The organism is Chakrabartyella piscis (assembly GCA_030067835.1).
Lineage (GTDB): Bacteria > Bacillota > Clostridia > Lachnospirales > Anaerotignaceae > Chakrabartyella > Chakrabartyella piscis.
The window spans coordinates 1,260,504-1,280,459 of record CP092441.1 but is presented as its reverse complement, the minus strand read 5'-3'; the positions used below and the strand labels follow the sequence as shown (position 1 = coordinate 1,280,459).

The 19,956-nt window shown below is 35.0% G+C and carries 12 protein-coding genes and 1 pseudogene; 4 read left to right on the top strand and 9 right to left on the bottom strand.

What is annotated here, in order from left to right; genetic code table 11:
- Window positions 1–5 precede the first annotated feature (5 nt).
- The 3 genes from MJY40_RS05695 to MJY40_RS05685 all read right to left on the bottom strand — a co-directional run bounded on the left by MJY40_RS05695 (window position 6) and on the right by MJY40_RS05685 (window position 3,510).
- A complete protein-coding gene (locus tag MJY40_RS05695; RefSeq protein ID WP_317854500.1) occupies window positions 6–1,403 on the bottom strand; it encodes a glycoside hydrolase family 1 protein in 1,398 nt (465 codons plus the stop codon).
- A 186-nt stretch (window positions 1,404–1,589) separates the two neighbouring features.
- Entirely contained in the window at window positions 1,590–1,799 is a 210-nt protein-coding gene (locus MJY40_RS05690) for an ErpK protein (protein WP_317853736.1), read from the bottom strand.
- A 13-nt stretch (window positions 1,800–1,812) separates the two neighbouring features.
- Window positions 1,813–3,510: an IS1634 family transposase gene (locus MJY40_RS05685; protein ID WP_317853737.1), complete on the bottom strand. Its 1,698-nt coding sequence runs from the start codon at window positions 3,508–3,510 to the stop codon at window positions 1,813–1,815.
- Between the two features lie 113 nt (window positions 3,511–3,623).
- Between MJY40_RS05685 and MJY40_RS05680 the strand changes: the two genes are divergently transcribed.
- The 4 genes and pseudogenes from MJY40_RS05680 to MJY40_RS05665 all read left to right on the top strand — a co-directional run.
- A complete protein-coding gene (locus tag MJY40_RS05680) occupies window positions 3,624–3,998 on the top strand; it encodes a TnpV protein (protein WP_317856418.1) in 375 nt (124 codons plus the stop codon).
- A complete protein-coding gene (locus MJY40_RS05675; RefSeq protein WP_317856058.1) occupies window positions 3,926–11,461 on the top strand; it encodes a DEAD/DEAH box helicase family protein in 7,536 nt (2,511 codons plus the stop codon). Before MJY40_RS05680 ends, MJY40_RS05675 begins: the two co-directional genes overlap by 73 nt.
- Window positions 11,462–11,521: 60 nt before the next feature.
- Window positions 11,522–12,633 (top strand): IS3 family transposase gene (locus MJY40_RS05670; protein ID WP_317853734.1). Its coding sequence is split into 2 segments (ribosomal slippage): window positions 11,522–11,774 and window positions 11,774–12,633, totalling 1,113 coding nucleotides; the frame shifts between segments, so codons are not numbered across the junction.
- Between the two features lie 34 nt (window positions 12,634–12,667).
- A pseudogene (locus MJY40_RS05665) lies at window positions 12,668–12,787 on the top strand (site-specific integrase); the annotation flags it as partial.
- A gap of 256 nt (window positions 12,788–13,043) precedes the next feature.
- Here the strand turns inward: MJY40_RS05665 and MJY40_RS05660 are convergent.
- The 6 genes from MJY40_RS05660 to MJY40_RS05635 all read right to left on the bottom strand — a co-directional run bounded on the left by MJY40_RS05660 (window position 13,044) and on the right by MJY40_RS05635 (window position 19,955).
- Window positions 13,044–16,712 carry a YobI family P-loop NTPase gene (locus tag MJY40_RS05660; protein ID WP_317856057.1) on the bottom strand — a complete coding sequence of 1,223 codons (3,669 nt, stop codon included), beginning with the start codon at window positions 16,710–16,712 and terminating at the stop codon, window positions 13,044–13,046.
- Between the two features lie 17 nt (window positions 16,713–16,729).
- On the bottom strand, window positions 16,730–17,812 hold the full coding sequence (locus tag MJY40_RS05655) for an HpaII family restriction endonuclease (RefSeq protein WP_317856056.1): 1,083 nt from the start codon (window positions 17,810–17,812) through the stop codon (window positions 16,730–16,732).
- 1 nt (window position 17,813) lies between these two features.
- Window positions 17,814–18,899: a DNA (cytosine-5-)-methyltransferase gene (dcm, locus tag MJY40_RS05650; protein WP_317856055.1), complete on the bottom strand. Its 1,086-nt coding sequence runs from the start codon at window positions 18,897–18,899 to the stop codon at window positions 17,814–17,816.
- 39 nt (window positions 18,900–18,938) lie between these two features.
- Window positions 18,939–19,142, bottom strand: a complete 204-nt coding sequence (locus tag MJY40_RS05645) for a helix-turn-helix domain-containing protein (RefSeq protein ID WP_317856054.1) — start codon at window positions 19,140–19,142, stop codon at window positions 18,939–18,941.
- A gap of 149 nt (window positions 19,143–19,291) precedes the next feature.
- The gene (locus MJY40_RS05640) at window positions 19,292–19,681 is read right to left on the bottom strand and encodes a TnpV protein (protein WP_317856053.1); all 390 of its coding nucleotides are present in this window, start codon (window positions 19,679–19,681) and stop codon (window positions 19,292–19,294) included.
- Window position 19,682: 1 nt separating this feature from the next.
- Window positions 19,683–19,955, bottom strand: a complete 273-nt coding sequence (locus MJY40_RS05635) for a hypothetical protein (RefSeq protein ID WP_317856052.1) — start codon at window positions 19,953–19,955, stop codon at window positions 19,683–19,685.
- Between the last annotated feature and the right edge of the window lies 1 nt (window position 19,956).

The window sequence follows — 19,956 nt, the reverse complement described above, 5'->3', positions numbered from 1 at the left end:
CCCTCTTAATTTGATTTGTTGTTTTCTATAGTCTCTTTGATCCAGTGTGCCGATTTTTTATAGGTACGTTTGTATTGATTGGTTAAATCCACTTCAATGAATCCATATCTATTTTTAAATCCGTTGCTCCAAGACCAGTTGTCAATTAACCCCCAGTAATGATAGCCCAAACACTGCGCCCCATCTTCAATGGATTTTGCAATCCATTCTAAATGTTCTGTGACAAATTCAATTCTGTAATCATCTTGAATTTCCCCATCTTCATTTTTGAATCGTCCTTCATTTTCAACGCCCATACCATTTTCTGCAATGAAGAATTTCAAATGAGGATATTCATTTTTCATTTTCATACCAAAATCATAAATACCTTTTGGATAAATTTCCCATCCCCTATATACATTCATTTTAGCATCTTTCCAGACATATGTGTCAGAAAATTTATAATGTCCATTTTCATCAAACCGTTCTTTGGGTGCTTGAATTCTGGATGGGTGATAATAATTGAAGCCCAACCAATCCACCTTGCCTAGTTTGAAGATTTCTGAATCTCCCGCACGCATTTCTGGAAGCATATCCACCTCTTTCAATGTTGCAAACACATCTTCTGGCAACTTTCCATTAGCAGCAATATCAAGCCACCATCTGTTGTTGATGCCATCTTCCATCCTAAGAGCTTCCAAATCTTCTGCAGATGGATTTTCTTTTGTATATGGAGGTGCAAAACAGTTGATCAAACCAATTTGTGCATCTTCATGCAACAAACCTTTTTCCTTCGCTTTGTAAAACTCGCCCACCGCAAGACAATGTGCAAGAGAAATATTGTATTGTACATTCATTCCTCGTTTGGCATCTTTCAAAAATGGATACCACAAGCCATGTCTGTATCTTTGGTCTGGCTCTACAATTGGTTCATTGAATGTAAACCAATATTTAATTTCCTTACCAAATGTGGTGAATGCCGCCTTTGCGTAATTTGCAAATGCTTCCACAGTTTCTCTGTTTTCCCAACCACCCTTTTTGTATAAATACTCTGGCATATCAAAGTGATATAAATTCATAAACAATTCAATATTGTTGTTTTTTGCACTTTGGATGACTTTGTTGTAGAACTCCACACCTTCCATGTTGATGTTCTCATTTTCATCCAAAAGCCTGCTCCATTGCATGGATGTTCTCACAGAATCCAATTGCAAATCCTTGAAACTTTTGAAATCTTCTTCGTATTTTTCATAAAAATTATTACCGACATAACTGCCCACTCTATTATGAAAATCAGAAATTCTTTCGTCAGACCACAAATCCCATACATTTCTTATTTTGCCACCTTTATTGTATGCACCCTCTGTTTGTGGTCCAGACATTGCAGCGCCAAAAAAGAAATCTTTTGGTAACTGAAACCCCATAATCCGCCTCCTTTTTATTTGTCATTACATCTTTTTTATTTGTCGCTTCTTATATTTATATTATCATGCTGTATTTTGATTTGCAATGTACTCATTCACCAAAATATCATTCTCAACTTCCTGAAATTTACCCACTAAAACATTTATAGGTCTAGGACGTTTACAAAATCGTCCCAGACCTAATGTTTATTTACCTTCAAGAAACTTCAAAATGTCCTCGTAACTTCGTGTGCTATTCTCCATAGCTTCCAGTAACTCTTGTTTTTGCAGATCACTTTTCTTCTCCTGCAATGCAACTAACTCTGCTAGTGCTTCATCATATTTATCTTTACATTTGAATACATGTTCTTTAGCTCGTTCTATCTTTTCATCTATCGATATACTACGTCTTCCCATTTCTCTAATCCTCCTATGACTCTGCCAAAACAGCTCCTATTTCTTCTGATTTTCTTTTGATATAATTCGCATCAATTCCAAATGCCTTTAAAATCGTTTTTTGTGTTTTTGTTACTGCGTGATCTAGACGATAGCAATTATCTAAGTGCCTTGTCATCTCAATCTTTTCCAGTTCTTTTAATGCGGCTGGGACTGTCATGAAATTATGTTTCGTTTCACTTTCTTCCTCAGCATCTTTGAGGCTAGTATAAATCTTGCTACGTATAATTAATGCCACAAATGCAATGAAAAGCTTCGTCTCAGCTGATTCGTCCGATTGCACACGAAGCCCTCGATTTCCTAGGAATGACTTCTCAGCACTAAATAGTTTTTCTGAATTATCCCTACTTTTATATAATTCTAATGCATCTTTCGCTGACATCTTCTTAGATGTAATAATACAAAAATACCCACACATACGCATTTCATCACTGACTATATCTGTTTTTTCTCTTGCTACTGTAAATCGTTCATCCTCTTGTCCTGGATGGTGGTAAATTAAATCGAAATATTTCTCGAAACTCTTTGCTATAGTTACAGGCTTTCCTTCCATCTTTTTCAGTGTTCGTGCCATTTGATCTATTTTGTTTTCCAATAGTTCTCTTTCCATAAGATGTTTCTTAGTACTATAGTAAATATGAAAATATCGTTCTTTTTCATCAGATGGATACAAAAAATCTTTTATTGTAATTCCATTCACTTTGTATTTTCGAATACTTGTCTTTCTATCTTCTTCAAACTCACCTAAATGTTGACGGATAAGTGGCTGTACAATCTTCTTCATTCCCTTTACCATGATTACAAACTCATAGTTGTTCTTATCCATAAAGTGAATATTTTCTTTACTAAAGTATCCTCTATCTAAGATAAATCCAACTTTACGATATCCATATCCCTTTGCTCTCTCTAGCATGTATTGAAGTTGAGATATGTCAACTATACTTCCAGGATAATCCTCACAAAACAGAGGCTCTCTATTCGTTCTATCGTAGGCGATAGCATGATTAATAATCGGTTTATCATCCCCCGTTTTCGAATGTCCAAACTCTGCCAAATCTATATCACCTGCCTGACAGGTCATGTTAGTAGAATCATACGATATGTAAATCTGTTCCCTATGATTACGTGACGCATTCCATTCATTCAGAAATCCAACACTTTGATTTATTGTGATTTCACTAAGAAAATCAGATACTTTACTATCACTATAAATATGCATATCAGATGTAAAGAGCGGATGGTTATAAGCGTAGTCTGGATAATATTGTGCTGCGTTATTTTCTGCAATAATAGAGTATGTAACTAAATCCAAAAACAGATCCTCATTTTTACCAAGGATACGCTTTAGCATCGTATCAAGTTCATAGTCTTTAATAATCTTCTGTATCATCAAATATGAACCTATCCGAAGACAACAACTTCTTTTACTACGATCCTTTTTATCTGGTAGTTCTTTATCCGGAAAATATTTTAGATAGTTTGCATTGGGATACATTTTTTCAATATCCTCCTCGCATCGTCTCCCTATTGTAGTTCGTTTCGGAATCGTATATTGTTTTTCAGGTTTATATATTCGGTCATATTCATAATTAATGTACGTTACATCTTTTATCTTTTTCCTTGTGATTTTCCCCTTGCTCTCAGGTATTTCTACTGTAAAATCAAAGTACATACGCTCTCCTTTCTTAGTGAGTATACCCACTAAGAATAGTATACACTAAAAGCCCAGAAAAATCAATAGATTTGCCGATTTTACTGGACTTTATTGGGTTTTGTTTTTATTTAGTGTCAAAATTTCAGGAAGTTGAGAATCTAACCTATCAAAAGAATGGCGATTACCAAATTCCGAACTTGACGCTAGGACTGGAGGATTATCCAGATACAGTGGGCAAATACGGACTTCTCAGGGAAACACATCTGAAAAATCACAGACGAGGGACATACAGCAGGATGCTGACAGACGGGAGTTTGTGGCCACATCTGTGCGAGATAGACAATCAAGCAGAGGAACAAGTGGACTTGATGATGGAGCAAATGATGAAGTCGCAGAACGTAACGGAGGAACTGAAAGCCACCAATCAGATGTTATGGGTGCAGATGGTAACGAACATCAAAGCACAGGCAGAGGAAGTAGTTCTAAGGGAACTGATTTACTGCTAGACTTTGTCACCACTGATGAAAAATCAGAGGAATATTTAAAAGCAATATTAAGCCATGATACCCACTTTAAAAATAAGCTGGAAGAAATTTCAGCTTATTTTTCTGCCCATTTTTCAAATGATGATAGAGCCGAATATATGTCACATAATTTCGGGGATGCTTTTGTGGAAATAATGCACGAAGATATAAGGCTTGGGTATAAAGCTACTGATAATGGACTTACTGTGTGGAACGGCTCATACCTATCAAGAAAAGCCGAAAGCACTCTATCTTGGGATTTGGTACAAGGTTTAACTAACAATATGGTTCTGCCATCTTTTAGAAAAAAACAAGCCGAAAAAACAACGCAAATCTCACTCTTTCCATCAGTTGAGCAGCAAATTGAACATATAGTAGAAAGCAAAGCGACAGAGAAATCTGTTGCTTTTTCTTTTGCAAAAAATCCAGTGATGGATAACAATGTAATTCCTCTTAATGTGGTAGATAAAATTCTAACATCAGGCAACAATGAACTCACAAAGTTTAATCTTCCACGCATTGCTGGGCATTTTGCCTATACTACCGATTTACAGGATAATTCTAAATTTCTTGAAAAACACTATGGGACTGGTGGCAAAGGTTTTGATATTGACGGACAGAAATATGCTGTTTGGTTTAACGAAACTGGTATGCAGATAGCAAAAGGCACATTGGTTAGGCTATCACGAAATAAAATCAATCTCTCTTGGGAGCAAGTGGCTGAAAAAGTGCGTGGACTTTTAGAAGATGGCAGATTTGCAAATAATGAGATTTTAGAACAGTCGCAAGAAAGCTATATGCACCATATCGCTGGCACTTACTCATATATGTATCGTGATAGAGATGATGGCTATAAAAATGAGAAGCTCGATAATATCGTTACCCGTTTTGGCTACCCTGATTGTCTTGTGGAAATTTCAAAACACTTTAAAGACAGCGAAAAATTTGCTGATATGAATGATGGCATAAAGCAAATGATACAAGATCACGAAAACGCTGGCGAAGAAGGAGTTATGCGTTTTAAAAGTGGAACAAGAAGTTTGTACAATATACAAAACATCATTAAGGATATGAACAATAAGCCTATAAACTTCCCTCCTGCTCGTGATGAGTTTGAAAGAATAAAAGAAAGTTTTATCACACAAGATGAATTGGATTATTATTTCATAGGGCGTGAAAGCAGTGTAAATGATAGAAAAATCGAAGCTTACCTGTTTTTCCAAAGTGGCAAGGATAGTAAGGAAAAAGCAAGATTTTTAAATGATAAACAAGGTATCGGTGGTCATAGTGTTGGTGGACTTAGCACAATGTCAAGTGCTAAGGGTATTGAGTTTAAACGTGGTGAAATTTTAAATCCTTATGAGAAAACAATGCTCAATTATGGGCAAATCGCAAAGAAAATTGAGGGGTATATTAAAGAAAATCGTTACTTAAATGATAGCGAAAAGGCATATATTCCTACCTTTACAAAGCAAAAACTTGCTGTATCCATAAAAAGTTTTTATCATCACTCACCAAAGGACTTGGAGCGTCCTTTTGACTCCAAAATTGATGACTATTGGGGAAATGTCAATGCCATTGCAGAACAGATTGATAATGATGGTTTTGTGGATAATCTTTTAGAGCAAATGACATACGCCCTCGATAATACGCTTTCCGACGAGCGTGGTTTTTCCGATATGCAAAAGGCTTTTGATAATGTGACAGCCTATAAAAATGGCACTTATGAAGTCTATCCATCAAAAAATAAAAGGCTAACTCCAGTTACGCAAATCGAAAAAGTAGTAGAAGGAAATGACATCACTTCTCTTGCACGAAAACTTGAAAATAAAAGACAGCCTACACTTAATTCTGATGAATATGGGCAATTAACACTCGATTTCTCTGCACCTATGCCAGTAGATGAAAGCGTTATGGATATAGAGGAAGTAAATACTGTTCAAAGTATTTTACAAGATAAAGGCTTAGTTGTTTCGGAAGAATTTATTGAGTATGCGAAAGAGCAACTTGATGATAATGCTACTACTGATGTTCTTGCAAATAAGGTGGTTGAACTTGTAGAACAGGACGAAAGTAAACTTAACACACCATCTACAAGAACAATTATGTATAGTGATTTTGCAAGTGAATTTGTTAAATCAAGTAGCCATTTTAAAGATGAAGAAATGATTGTATATATTGGTGATGATGGCAAAGAATTTGTATTAGGTTATGGGAACTTAGGGAATGGTACTACTGTTTGGAATTACTTCGATACAGAAAATAACGATTATAAAAATATTGCTCATATTGCTGAAGATGGTACTGTAAAAATTTATGACAATGATATGCCACCTCTTGCAATTAAGCAAATTAAAGAAAAAGCCACGTTATTCTATCCACAAGTATCAAAAGAAGAAACTATTGCAAGACAAGAAAAAATCGTCCAAGGCGAACAAAGTGTTATTGCATTTTTAGAAGCCAAGGCAAAATATCCAAATGATGTAATTGGTGTTGTGGCTGGAGAACTACTGCTATTTTATGGCAAAGATGCTGAACAAGTCGCACCGATTATTGAGAGCAAATTGTTGCAGCGAGATATTTCCGAACTTGGCAACTCCTACATAACTGGCACAAACATGGCGGATTGGCGGATTGCCAGTACAAAACTAGCCTTAAAAGGAATTGATTTTCGTTTCTTAGGTGCTAAAAATGAGGAACATACACTCTTAACAGCACATAAATCAAGTGAATTTATTCCCATTGGCTCTCAGGTGCAATACGAGGGTAAATTATTCTCTATTGAGCAAGTACAGTATCAAGACGATACTGTGTATTTGCGTGATGTTCATAGTACCTTACCAGTGATGCAAATGGTAAGTGTCAGCCACGCTCGTGACTTGGTATTAGAACAAGAACGAAATGAGCCACAACAAACCATGCAGTTGGAGATAGACACTGCTACTATCGTGGATGCACCACGCTACACCATCGAATTGCTAGAAGAAGGCTTTGACCGTTCCTATGTTGTCCGTGACAATGAGTTTAACTATGAGGGTTGGGAAAAGCACCAATATCCTAACTTGATTTATCAAGCCTATCCCACAAAAGAAGAGGCACAAAAAGCAGTTGATACTTTGCTTACAATGGAACAAGCACCCACCCCACCTGATATTTTGTTTTTTGATAACTTCAGCGACCTTACTCTTGATTACTCTAAATACAATGACCAAGATGTTATAGGCTATAATGCTGATGGTGTAAAATACACAGTCGGTAAAAGTGGCGATTTAGTTTATACCACACAAACCACCTCTATTACTCCTTATGGCGAGATTTTAGGCGATAATATGACACCTGAAATCTATGAGAAGTTTAAGGCTTGGAAAGCTGAACAAGGCAGTGTTGCGTTTGACTTCGATGGTGGTACTTTGGAATTTACCCCACCACAAAAAGACCAACGTGACGTTGGATCCAATATCGCAACAAAGTATTCCGATAATCGAAATTTATCATCTGCGGACGAAAGTTTAAATAGTTCTGAAAATTTAAACGTAAATATGCGGTCAAGCTGGCTCAGCTTGCCTAAAATCAACTTTAAGATTACCAATGATGATTTAGGTGTAGGTACTGCAAAAGAAAAGTTTGCAAGAAATATCCAAGCCATTGAAACACTCAAAACCATTGAAAGTGAACACCGACGTGCAACACCTGATGAACAAGAAATTTTACACGAATATGTTGGTTTTGGTGGTTTATCAGAAGTCTTTGACAATAGCAAAGCAGCGTGGTCAAGCGAATATGCACAGCTTAAAAACTTGCTTACTGATGATGAATACGAAAAAGCAAGGGCAAGCACTCTAAATGCCCATTATACCTCGCCTGTTGTCATTCGTTCTATGTATGAAGCCTTAGAAAATATGGGTGTGTCTACCGATGGGAATATGCTAGATCCTGCACTTGGAAGTGGTAACTTTTTTGGTATGCTACCGAGGACTATGGCAGATACCAAACTATATGGTGCAGAACTTGATAGCCTAACAGGTAGAATTGCAAGTCAGCTTTACCCTAACGCAGATATTCATATCAAAGGATACGAAAAAACAAACTTCCCTGATAATTTCTTTGATACTGCTATTGGTAATGTGCCTTTTGGTAACTATGGCATAGCTGATAAAAGGTATGATAAACAAGGATTTTTAATTCACGACTATTTCTTTGGTGCAACTCTTGATAAAGTGCGTACAGGTGGCATTATTGCCTTTATTACAAGCAAAGGCACACTGGATAAACAAAGTAGTTCGGTGCGTGAATATTTAGCACAGAGAGCCGATTTGCTAGGTGCAATTAGACTTCCAAACACAGCATTTAAAGCAAACGCTGGCACAGAGGTAACATCTGATATTATCTTCCTCCAAAAGCGTGACCATGCTCCTGAAACTTTGCCATCTTGGGTAAATGTTGCTGAAAATGCAGATGGTGTTTCTCTTAACCAATATTTCATTGATAACCCACAAATGATTATGGGCGAAATGGCTATGGTAAGTGGACCATTTGGAATGGAGTCCACTTGTAACCCTAATGTAGATAGTCCACTATCAGAGCAATTACAAAATGCCATTACCCACCTTGCAGAGCCGAATAACGAACTGTTAAACCAAAAGGTGCAAGCTGATGATAAAGAAGTGGATACTTCTATCAGTGCTACTCCTGATGTTAGAAATTTCAGTTATACTCTTGTAGATGATAAGGTGTATTTTAGAGAAAATAGCCGAATGAGTGAAGTTTTGCTTTCGGATAAAGACAATGTAAAAATGAAAGATTTGCTTGCTGTCCGTGATAAAACAAGAGAAATTATTGAAATGCAGCTTGATGCATGTTCCGATGAAGAGTTACAAAAGGCACAATCTGAACTGAATACCTTTTATGACAGTTACAATAAAAAACATGGTCTAATCAATTCAAGAACGAGCAAAAGGCTATTTTCCAATGATGTTAGCTACCCACTGCTATGCTCCCTTGAAAAACTAGATGAAGAACGCAACTTAAAAGGCAAAGCCGATATTTTCACAAAAAGGACAATTAAAAATTCTGTTAAAGTAGCAAGTGTTGACACTCCGTCAGAAGCACTTGCTATTTCTATTGCAGAAAAAGCTGGTGTTGACCTTGGCTTTATGTCAAGTTTACTCAGCGAAAAATATACTACCGATGAAGTGATAGAAAATCTTAAAGGTATAATCTTTAAAGACCCACTTCATTGTGGCGAAGATAATACAAATGCTAGGTTTTTAACTTCTGATGAATACTTAAGTGGTAATGTGCGTGAAAAACTTGGTATGGCACAGGTAGCTGCTGAAAGTTATCCTGAATACAACGTCAATGTTGAAATGCTTACAAAGGTACAACCAAAGGAACTATCAGCCAGTGAAATTGATGTGCGTATAGGTGCGACTTGGATAGAGCCGAAATACTATGCTCAGTTTATGTTTGAACTGCTTGGAACTCCACGATATTCACAAGGCAGTAAAATTGATATTAACTACTCTAAATACAGTGGTGAATGGAATGTCAAAGGTAAATCCGAAGATAGAGCCAATCCGAAAAGTTTTGCGACTTTTGGTACAAAACGCAAAAATGCCTATGCTATTATCGAAGATAGCTTAAACTTGCGTGATACTCGTATCTATGATAAAAAATACGATGATGAAGGCAGAGAAATCCGTGTTTTAAATGCAAAAGAAACCACCATAGCACAGCAAAAACAAGAGCAAATCGGTGAAGCTTTTAAAGAATGGGTATGGAAAGACCCACAAAGGCGTGAAGATTTATCAGCAGTCTACAATGAAATTTATAACTCCACTCGTCCTCGTGAGTTTAATGGTGAGCATATTAAATTCGATGGTATGTCCCCACTTATTACTCTAAACGATCATCAGAAAAACGCTGTTGCAAGAACTATGTATGGTGGGAATTCCTTGCTTGCTCACTGTGTTGGTGCAGGTAAAACATTTACAATGATTTCAAGTGCTATGGAGGGTAAACGATTAGGCTTAAATCAAAAATCACTCTTTGTAGTGCCAAACCATTTGACCGAGCAGATGGGTGCTGATATTTATCAGCTATATCCTGGTGCAAAAGTTTTGGTAGCCACGAAAAAAGACTTTGAGCCAGCTAATCGAAAAACATTCTGCTCACGTATTGCCACTGGTGATTTTGATATTGTGGTAATTGGGCATAGTCAGTTCGAGAAAATCCCTCTATCTGTTGCAAGGCAAGAAGCTATTCTAAAAAAACAAGTCAGTGACATTCTTCGTGCCATTGACGATGCAAAATCGCAAAATGGAGAACGCTACACCATTAAACAACTAGAAAAAACGAAGAAATCACTTGAAACAAGGCTTGAAAAACTTGCTACACAAGAACGAAAAGATAGTGTTATCACATTTGAAGAATTAGGAGTTGATAAGCTATTTGTAGATGAGGCACATTTGTTCAAAAACTTGTTTTTGCATACTAAAATGCGCAACGTCGCTGGTATTGGACAATCGGAGGCACAAAAGTCAACGGATATGTTTACAAAGTGCCAATACATGGACGAACTTACAGGTGGGAAAGGTGTGGTTTTTGCCACTGGCACACCTGTCAGCAATAGCATGACGGAACTCTACACCATGATGAGATACTTGCAGTATAATACTCTTGAAAGGCTTGATTTGACCCACTTTGACGCATGGGCTGCAAACTTTGGTGAGAAAATAACAGCCATTGAACTTGCACCTGAAGGAACTGGTTTTAGAAGTAAAACTCGTTTCGCTAAGTTCTTTAATTTGCCTGAACTTATTAACATTTGGAAAGAAGCGTCGGATATTCAAACTGCTGATATGCTTAATCTTCCTGTGCCTAAAGCTATTCACGAAACAGTAGTTACAAAGCCATCAGAGTTTCAACAAGAGATGGTAGAAAACCTTGCAGATCGTGCTGAAGCTGTTAGGAATAAAGATGTTGAGCCAAACATTGACAATATGCTTAAAATCACTTCTGATGGGCGAAAACTAGCACTTGACCAAAGGCTTGGAAATGATATGTTACCTGATAATGAGGATAGCAAAATTAACACTTGTGTAAAAAATGTATTTGATATTTGGGAGGAAAGCAAGCCTACCAGTGGTACACAAATTGTCTTCTGTGACCTCTCTACCCCACATTATGATGGTACTTTCAATGTGTACGATGATATTAAAAACAAGCTCATTGAAAAAGGTGTGCCACCTGATGAGATTAAATTTATCCACGATGCGAATACAGAACAACAAAAGGCTGAACTCTTTGCAAAAGTGCGTAAAGGTAGTGTTAGAGTGTTAATCGGAAGTACAGCGAAATGTGGTGCTGGTACAAACATTCAAACGAAACTCGTTGCACTTCATCATACAGATTGCCCTTGGCGTCCATGGAATGGCTATACTTAACTAGACAGAAAAGATAAGGTCATGTAAAATAAAACTAATATAAAATAAGGAGATGATTACATGACTAAAAAACGACAACGAAGAGAATTTACAGAAGAATTTAAACAGCAGATGGTTCAATTATATAACAACGGAAAATCGAAAGCAGATATCAATCGTGAATACGATTTAACACCATCGGCACTGAATCGCTGGATACAGCGTTACAATGCTACTGGTTCTACAAAAGAAGCTGATAATCGCACACCAGAAGAAGCTGAACTCATCAAACTTCGTAAAGAGCTACAACAGCTACGAATGGAAAATGACATACTAAAGCAAGCGGCGCTGATATTCGGACGAAAGTAATTGTAATTCGAGCAAATCGACACAAATACTCTATATCAGCCATGTGTAAATGCCTTGAAATCAGCAGGAGTACCTACTATTACGAGGCTTCGTCCAAGAAAGATGATACGGAATTAGAACAAGAAATTGAACGGATTTTTTATGAAAATAAAGAAGTCTACGGAAGTCGTAAAATGAAAAAAGAGCTGAAGAAGTTGGGCAAACAGGTTTCTAGACGCAGAATTTGCCGCATTATGAAACGTTTAGGGCTAATTTCGGTCTATACCGTTGCCAAGTTCAAACCACAAAAGCAACAATGCAATGAGTCGCCAGTAAAAAACGAACTAGCTCGTCAATTTGATAACCAGCCTCCCAATGCAGTAATTGTTGGGGATTTGACGTATGTTCGAGTGAACTATAAATGGAACTATGTTTGTATCTTAATTGATTTATTCAACCGAGAAATCGTTGGATTTAGTGCAGGACTTCACAAAAATGCTCAGTTGGTATATGATGCTTTTGCAACAATCAAAGGGAATTTATCTGAAATCGAGTTGTTCCATACGGATCGAGGCAGCGAGTTTAAAAACTATCTCATTGATGAAATGTTAGATGTGTTTCAGATCAAACGATCCCTCAGCATGAAGGGCTGCCCCTATGATAATGCAGTTGCAGAAGCCAATTTCAAGGTATTCAAAACAGAATTTGTTCGAGGACGAAATTTCGTCAGTTTGGAGCAATTGAAGTTAGAACTTGCAGACTATGTGCATTGGTTCAATAACATACGTTTGCATGGCTCTTTGGATTATAGAACACCAGCCGAATATCGGGTACTGACCTTATAAAAATTGTCCAAAAAAGTGTTGACATTCCATCTCTCCGCTCCTAATCTCTGAAAGGCTGGGGCACGAGAACATAGAAACCACCCTACAGACCTATTCCCACCTCTACCCTAACAAGCATGGGGAAGTAGCGGAACGGTTAGAGCTTTTAAAATAATAGTACGCTTTCAGTACGCTAGACAAAAAAATATCCTCGAAAACCCTGTAATATCAAGGCTTTCGAGGTTTTCTCATTTCATTCCCACTCGCAAAGTTTTATTTAATCTAGGATACTTTTGTATCTATTTGGTGTTATTTTGTTCGCTTTATATCCTCATTATACCTATTATTTATGAGAAGTCAAATTTTTAGTATCACAGTAGTATCAAAATAATCAATGAAACTTCTCTAAATCTATGACTAAGTGAGACATACTAATCTAAAAATTCTACTTTAGATTTAGGTTTGTTTTTAACAATATAACATTTTGACTCGTTATGCTCATCAACATTATATGTATAAATCCACCCATGCTTCTTTAACACATCTAATATTTCAATATTTTGATCAGTTATATTGTATTTTCTCCTACCACTTCCTTTTGTAAAAATATTCTTCAGCTCAGTTACACCTACCTTATCAAATATCGCACAGCAGCTTTCCTCATTTAATTTAGGCAATATATTATCAAGAAGATTTGTTTTATAACCAAAATCAATTTTACCTGTCTCAAACAGAAGTGATAACAATAAATCATCAATCTCGGCTTTTGAATCAATTAGATTGCTGATATATTCAATAGCCAAATTGAAGACTTTCTCTTTCGTCCTTTCTTGATACTTAGAGTAATTTTGATACAAGCTGTCTAAATCCTCACTGTCCAAATTATGTGTTAAAATATGAACACACACCTCATCCTCATACGCATTATTTATTATAGATATAGGTTCAGATGTTAATGAAATAAGTTTAATTTTTCTGTCAACCTCAAAGTCCAACTTTATAACTTGCAATGCCTCAGTTAAAACAAAAAGCTCGGTGTTCTGCAATTCAAGGTACTTATCTAAACTTCTTTCAATAAATACACTTACATGACCAGCGTAATGTTCTCTTAAATGCAACAAATTATCAGAAGTCATGCGAATAATTTGTTCTGCTATAAGTACAGTCATTTTCGCATTTTCAATATTTTCTGTTGTAAATGTATTATAATAATACCCCAAACCAAGGAGGATAGTTTGGTATTTATCTGTATCAATTTCATTGTTTGCAAACACAGAACCAAAGAATTTATTACATATTTCTTCACCAAATCCACCTTTAGCATTGGTAAAGTCAAGAGGTTTAACCGAGATATTAATATAATCTATCAATTCTCTTACCAAGCCAAACTGTCTGTAGTATTCTAATACATTATCTTCATCAAATTTAATCAATTCTTTAAGGAGAAGGGGCTTCCACAGGGACGTGTCAGTAATAGCTGAAATGTCATTCAGCGTGGTCGACAGCACATCTATGTACTCTTCTTTTTGCTGTTGCTCTATCTCATCACAATTCAACAGATAAATCACTTCGTTAAGATCATCATAAATTTCCCCAGCACAACTTAATAAAACCACCTCAATATATTGGTATAAATTATTTGCTATATACTTAGCCAAAGGCGAATTTGGATCAGATTGTACCAAAGTATAATTCTTGTGTATGATATCATCTTCATTATCTATACTATATTCTTTTTGCAACATCAATTTCAAATTGCTAAAATTAATCACATAAAGATTTTCTTGATAAACTTGTCCAAACAAGTCTTTGTTAGATACATCATAATTAAATGTCACAAATAATATATCCAACAATTTAAACCTAGCAATCAAGCTTGGAATATTTGGTTCTTTTATTTGCAAATAGTCATCGCTATATGATATGTAGTCTTTCAAGCATTCGTCTATATCCACTAATTTAACAGTTTTATCATCGGAATAATACAGTGTTTCAATGCTGTATTTTCGTATCTGTTCCTTTGGAAGTTTATCATTTTTCAATACAGTGTAGAAAAAACTATTCCAGTATTCATTGATCTTTATAACAAATGTTTCGTGCGAAATATCCTTACTATAGTATTGCGAAGCAAAGTCAAATTTCCCATTTTCATTTAACTGCGAAATCAATGTTTTTAGATAGTTATCATACTTATTATCCGAGGAATTATCGAGTATACATTGCACTAAATCAAAATTAAGAACTTCTTCTTCCTCAAAATCAACTTGTCTTAGCAACGGCGAAGAAATTACTTTCATGGGTTCTTTTAACTTATAGGTATATTCTGCACCTCGTTTGTCAGTTATTCTTCTTAAAAATGTCTTGTCATTTGCACTAATGCTATCTTCGTAGAAATAGGTCATATAATCGGAATAGGTTTCGTCAATAAACCCATTGCGTATCAAATATTTTAGTAAATCAAAATATTCGCTACCTCGAATTTCAGTAAATTCATTAACAGCTCCTATTTCGTTTTCAAATTTTGCAGAAAAGATAACCTCAATATTTTCACGAGAAATAATATCTTTCATTAACTTACTTTCTACTTTATTAATTTCAAGTTCAAAAGTAACCATCTCTTTCTCAAAATTCACAATAGCATTGCCAAGTTTATCCTTTAATACTTGTTTTCTTTTTTCTCTTTCTTCATTATATGTATCAACATCTTTTGAATTTCTTGGACGACCATAATAGTCCGTAGGTAAAGATGATATTTTGTGATCATAAATAATGTCGATTTCCTCTTCATTGATTAAACTTTCTTTGGTTACTAAGTCGATTTGATTATTCACAGCATTAATTTTATTTTGTAACAATTCTATTTCAGTTGTAACAAAATTTGATTTTTGAGCAAATATTTCATTCACAAAGCCTTGTTTTAGTTGTAAATTGCTAAAATCTCTTGGGAAAATATTCTTATATGCAATCATAGCCAACATTTTATCACAATTCAAATCCGTTATATTTAAACGATTAAAGTACACAACAAATTCATTATAAATATTTTTAAGGATACGCATATCATCAATGTACAGGGATAAACCTTGCAAAAAACTTTGATTAAATTTTTCCAGCAATCCACTTTTCTTCAAATGTTTTATAAATTGCTCATGTGAGTTAGAACTATCAACTATTGGAACAACAGGGACAATGTAATCAAAAAACTTTGTTCGATCTTTTGATATAAAAATATCATCTCTAATAAGATAGAAAAATCTTAAAGGCTTGTACTTTTCTTTTTGTTGTTTTTTGCGATGGATATTTACAAGCGTATTAACCTCTCTAAGCCGCTCAAAAATTTTGCTAGCGTTAAAGCGATCCATATCTTCGAAAACAATAACATCTGCATCTACATTTTCGAATAAATAAAGAACTTCATTAAGGTATTTATCGAAGTAGGATTCATCTTGTTTCTCAAATATCTCGATTTCGTTGCCCTGCAGACTTATTTTATGGAAAATATTTTTGTTCTTTTGCGTTTTAACCACGGTAAACACAAAAACGATTCCACATACTATCAGGAGCAATACAGCAATTATAACGCTATATGGGGTTATCAAAACATCTAATAACGACTTCATCCACCCACTTGGTAATACACTTGTGTACTGAATTATATTGCCATGAAACATCAAGAAGCACACACAGCTCACAAATACCGATATAACTGTCGTAATCAAAACTATAGAAGTTTTATCCACTTCTTTTTTCACTCTAAAATTCGTTTGAGGTATTTTCTCAGCTGAGATTTGATGAATTAGTTGGTTTAATATTTTACCTTCAAGTACAGATTCTTTAACTTTTCCATCATCTTCACTAGTATCATCTTCTTGTTTTGAGGAACGAAAATGAGCAAGCGAAAGATGTATAAACTGTTTTTCAGGGTGCTTGGTTTTATAAGATTCAATAAGACTACTTTTGCCTGAGCTATATGCGCCAGAAATAGCAACATTCTTCACATCATCATTTTCAAAAGTAAAACCAATGGCTTCATCATATACAGCGATATCTGCATCTTGTTTTGGAGTCAATTTTTGAAAATTATATTTATTATCGTTCAAATAATTTCACCTCATATTTATCTAAACCTTACCTGCAAATTAAGTTTTATGTAAACTTTGCCATCTTCTTTATACAAACTTGCAAAACCGTGTCTACTTGTTGAACCACGCTCATATCTGGTTTGATTTAACAAATAGCTCTCGAAGAACGCACGATTATAAATATGATAGGCAAGCACATCACCTTTTGCAGTAACGATTATGTATCCACCATTGGCTTCATCTATACCGTCCCATTTTTTGGCAGGTGTCATTCCAAGTGCTGCTGAACATAATAATTTTTTGTACTTATACTCATAAAAACCTTCAGTAGGGTAATTCATTGGGTTGTCATTTTCCATTTGTTCAATTACTTCTTTACAAGTTGAAAATCCATCACGATAGTGATAAATAAGGGAATGAGCAACCAATTCGGTTAATCTACTATCAATTAACATCATATTCCTTGCAAATGAATCACTATTTACTTTTACAAAATCAACTGATGTTGCTTCGGTAAATATTCTTTGCATTCTATCTCTAATCTTAGACTTTGTTTCAATTGCATTAATGCCATATATTTGTTTATCTGTTAACCCTGTAACTTCATATATAAAATTAGTAGCACCAGTAGCGTTAATTAGTGTTGGTGGATTACCGACCTCTGATTTAATGCTAAATCCACAAACAGGTGCAAATCCTGTCTGTATATCATGTATCTGCATTGTAATATCGGTTTTGTCTGAAGAAGGTGCAGCAAGTCTTGTGCAACCAATTTCTTTCATAAATTCTTCTGTTTGTGCTACTGGAAAAGCTCTATTTGCACCTTGTAATATTTGAGAATAAAGATAATCTGCTTGTTCTTCAAAAGTTTGCTTATCAAATTCTTTGACGAAACTATCGTTTAAAAATATTTGAATTTTAGCAACATCATCATTCACTATATACTCATACTTATTTGTTTTTAATTCTTCACGCATAATTTTTAAAATAGGGAAAAATATATCTTCGATTTTTTCTACATTTTCATCTGCTGCGTGGATTTTACCTTGTGATAATAAACGAAGTAATACATACATTTCACTCCATTCGCCTTTGTTTCCTGTTATATTATTAGCCATATTAAACCACCTCACGAATCATTGCATTTTGATTGACGAGCAATATTTCTGATTTTAATGATTTTTCTTGTTCTTCAACCTTGACTAATACTTCTTTTATTTTTTTTGCTATTTCCTCAATGACATTAACTGTAACACTATTGCCAAATTGCTTATACAAATGAACATCAGCAACCGGTAATTTATAATCTTCTGGGAAACCTTGTAATCTTGCCCATTCTCGAGGAGTCATCTTTCTTATGCCCTCACGGTTTACTTCGCCTTTAATATGCGTTACTGGTGTAAAATCGGTCAATCTATCATCAATAATTAAATTTCTTTCTCTACCCATACCACCACACACAATAGCACCAGCGATTCCGTCCATAGATCGTATCTCATACCCAAATCCATTGCCTTTAGCCTCATGTCTTGCCTTATGAGCTTTTAATGTATTGATATATGTTGTACTTAAATAGTATTTAACAGATACCGTTTCGGATTCAATAATATGTTGTATTGTTTTAGTAGAGTCTGTAGGAAATGGAAAATTAAATTCTTTTGGTGCAATATCATTTCTGAATGCAACAATATAAATTCTCTCTCGATTTTGTGGCACACCAAAATCTTTACTATTAAGTACCTTTTCAAATACCTTATATCCATATCTTCCGGTCTGCTCTAATGCTTTTTTTATGATTTGATATGTTTTCTTTTTATCGTGAATTTCAAGACCTTTCACATTTTCACAAAAGATAACTTTTGGATTGTGTTTGTCGCAAATTCTCACAATATCAGAGAACAGCGTACCTCTTGACATACCTTTATAATCATCATCGAAGCCTTTTCTTGCCCCAGCAAGGCTAAAGGCTTGACAAGGGAAACCCGCAAGACAAATATCAAATTCTGGCACTTTATTTTCATCTATATGTGTAATATCCCCAGCTATATCAAATTTATCTTTAAAATTCGCACGATATGTTTTTTGAGCATTAACATCCCACTCACTGACAAAATTGGTGCTGATATTTTCGCCAAAAGCTCTTTCAAAACCCAATCTAATTCCACCAATACCTGCAAATAAATCTATACTTTTATAATTTTTCATTTAATCATCACTTTCTATTTTGCTAAAAACAGTTTAAATTCACTCTTTTATAACTTCCATAATATCGCCAATATCACAATTTAGTGCTGCACAAATTCTAATCAATACATCACTATTTACTGTTTCACTTCTACCCAGTTTGCCTATGGTAGCTTGGCTGATTCCTGTAATTGCCATTAGGTCTTTCTTTTTCATATTTTTATCAATTAGCAATTTCCATAGTTTATTGTAGCTTGCATACATACCCTACACCTCATATAAATATACTATTATTCAACTATAATTATAGTATAAAAACAATTAGATGTCAATTTAAATGTATGCGATTGCATAGTTTTAAATCTAACCAATGAAAGGGTATTGATTTTCATACCAACACCCTTTCATAATTATCATATAAATATAATCTCCCTCAAAACAACCTCCTCAGCCATCATCTGATAGTTATTCATTCTGCCAACCCATTCCATTTGATTGGCAGCCTTTAAATTTTCATCAACTCCATTTAGCTTCGCCCAGTGTGTTACCATCTGATCCACCTGTGCCTGTGCTTGTTCGTTCACATCTGCCAAATGCTGATTCAGCTTACCTGATAAGTAAAGGTGCATATAATACCAATTCTTATGCTCTATAAGATATATTTTACGCATTAGACCATATTTACCCACCCAAGTATTATCTTCTTTTGGTAACTCCAAATTTGGATAATAGCAGCCATCATCTGCTAATGTGTACCACAGACCATTATTTTCATCATAAATTTCTTTTTCTAACTCTTTCATATTAAATTACCCCCATATTTTTAAGTATCATCACACAATCTTTCATGCCTTGCTCATACAAAATATCTGCATAATGTTCTTGCTGTTCTCCTGTTTCAAAAAGGACTTCCTCCACCATTATTTTTTCATCTTGGGTGAGATTTGTAGTTAGCATTTCATCAATATGTTCCATACGATTAGACCACAAAATGCTCTCTTTTGTCTTTTTATAATTTTCAAAATGTTGTCCTATTAAGCTATCAATAAAATCTTGCCAAACATCTGATTTCGCCATT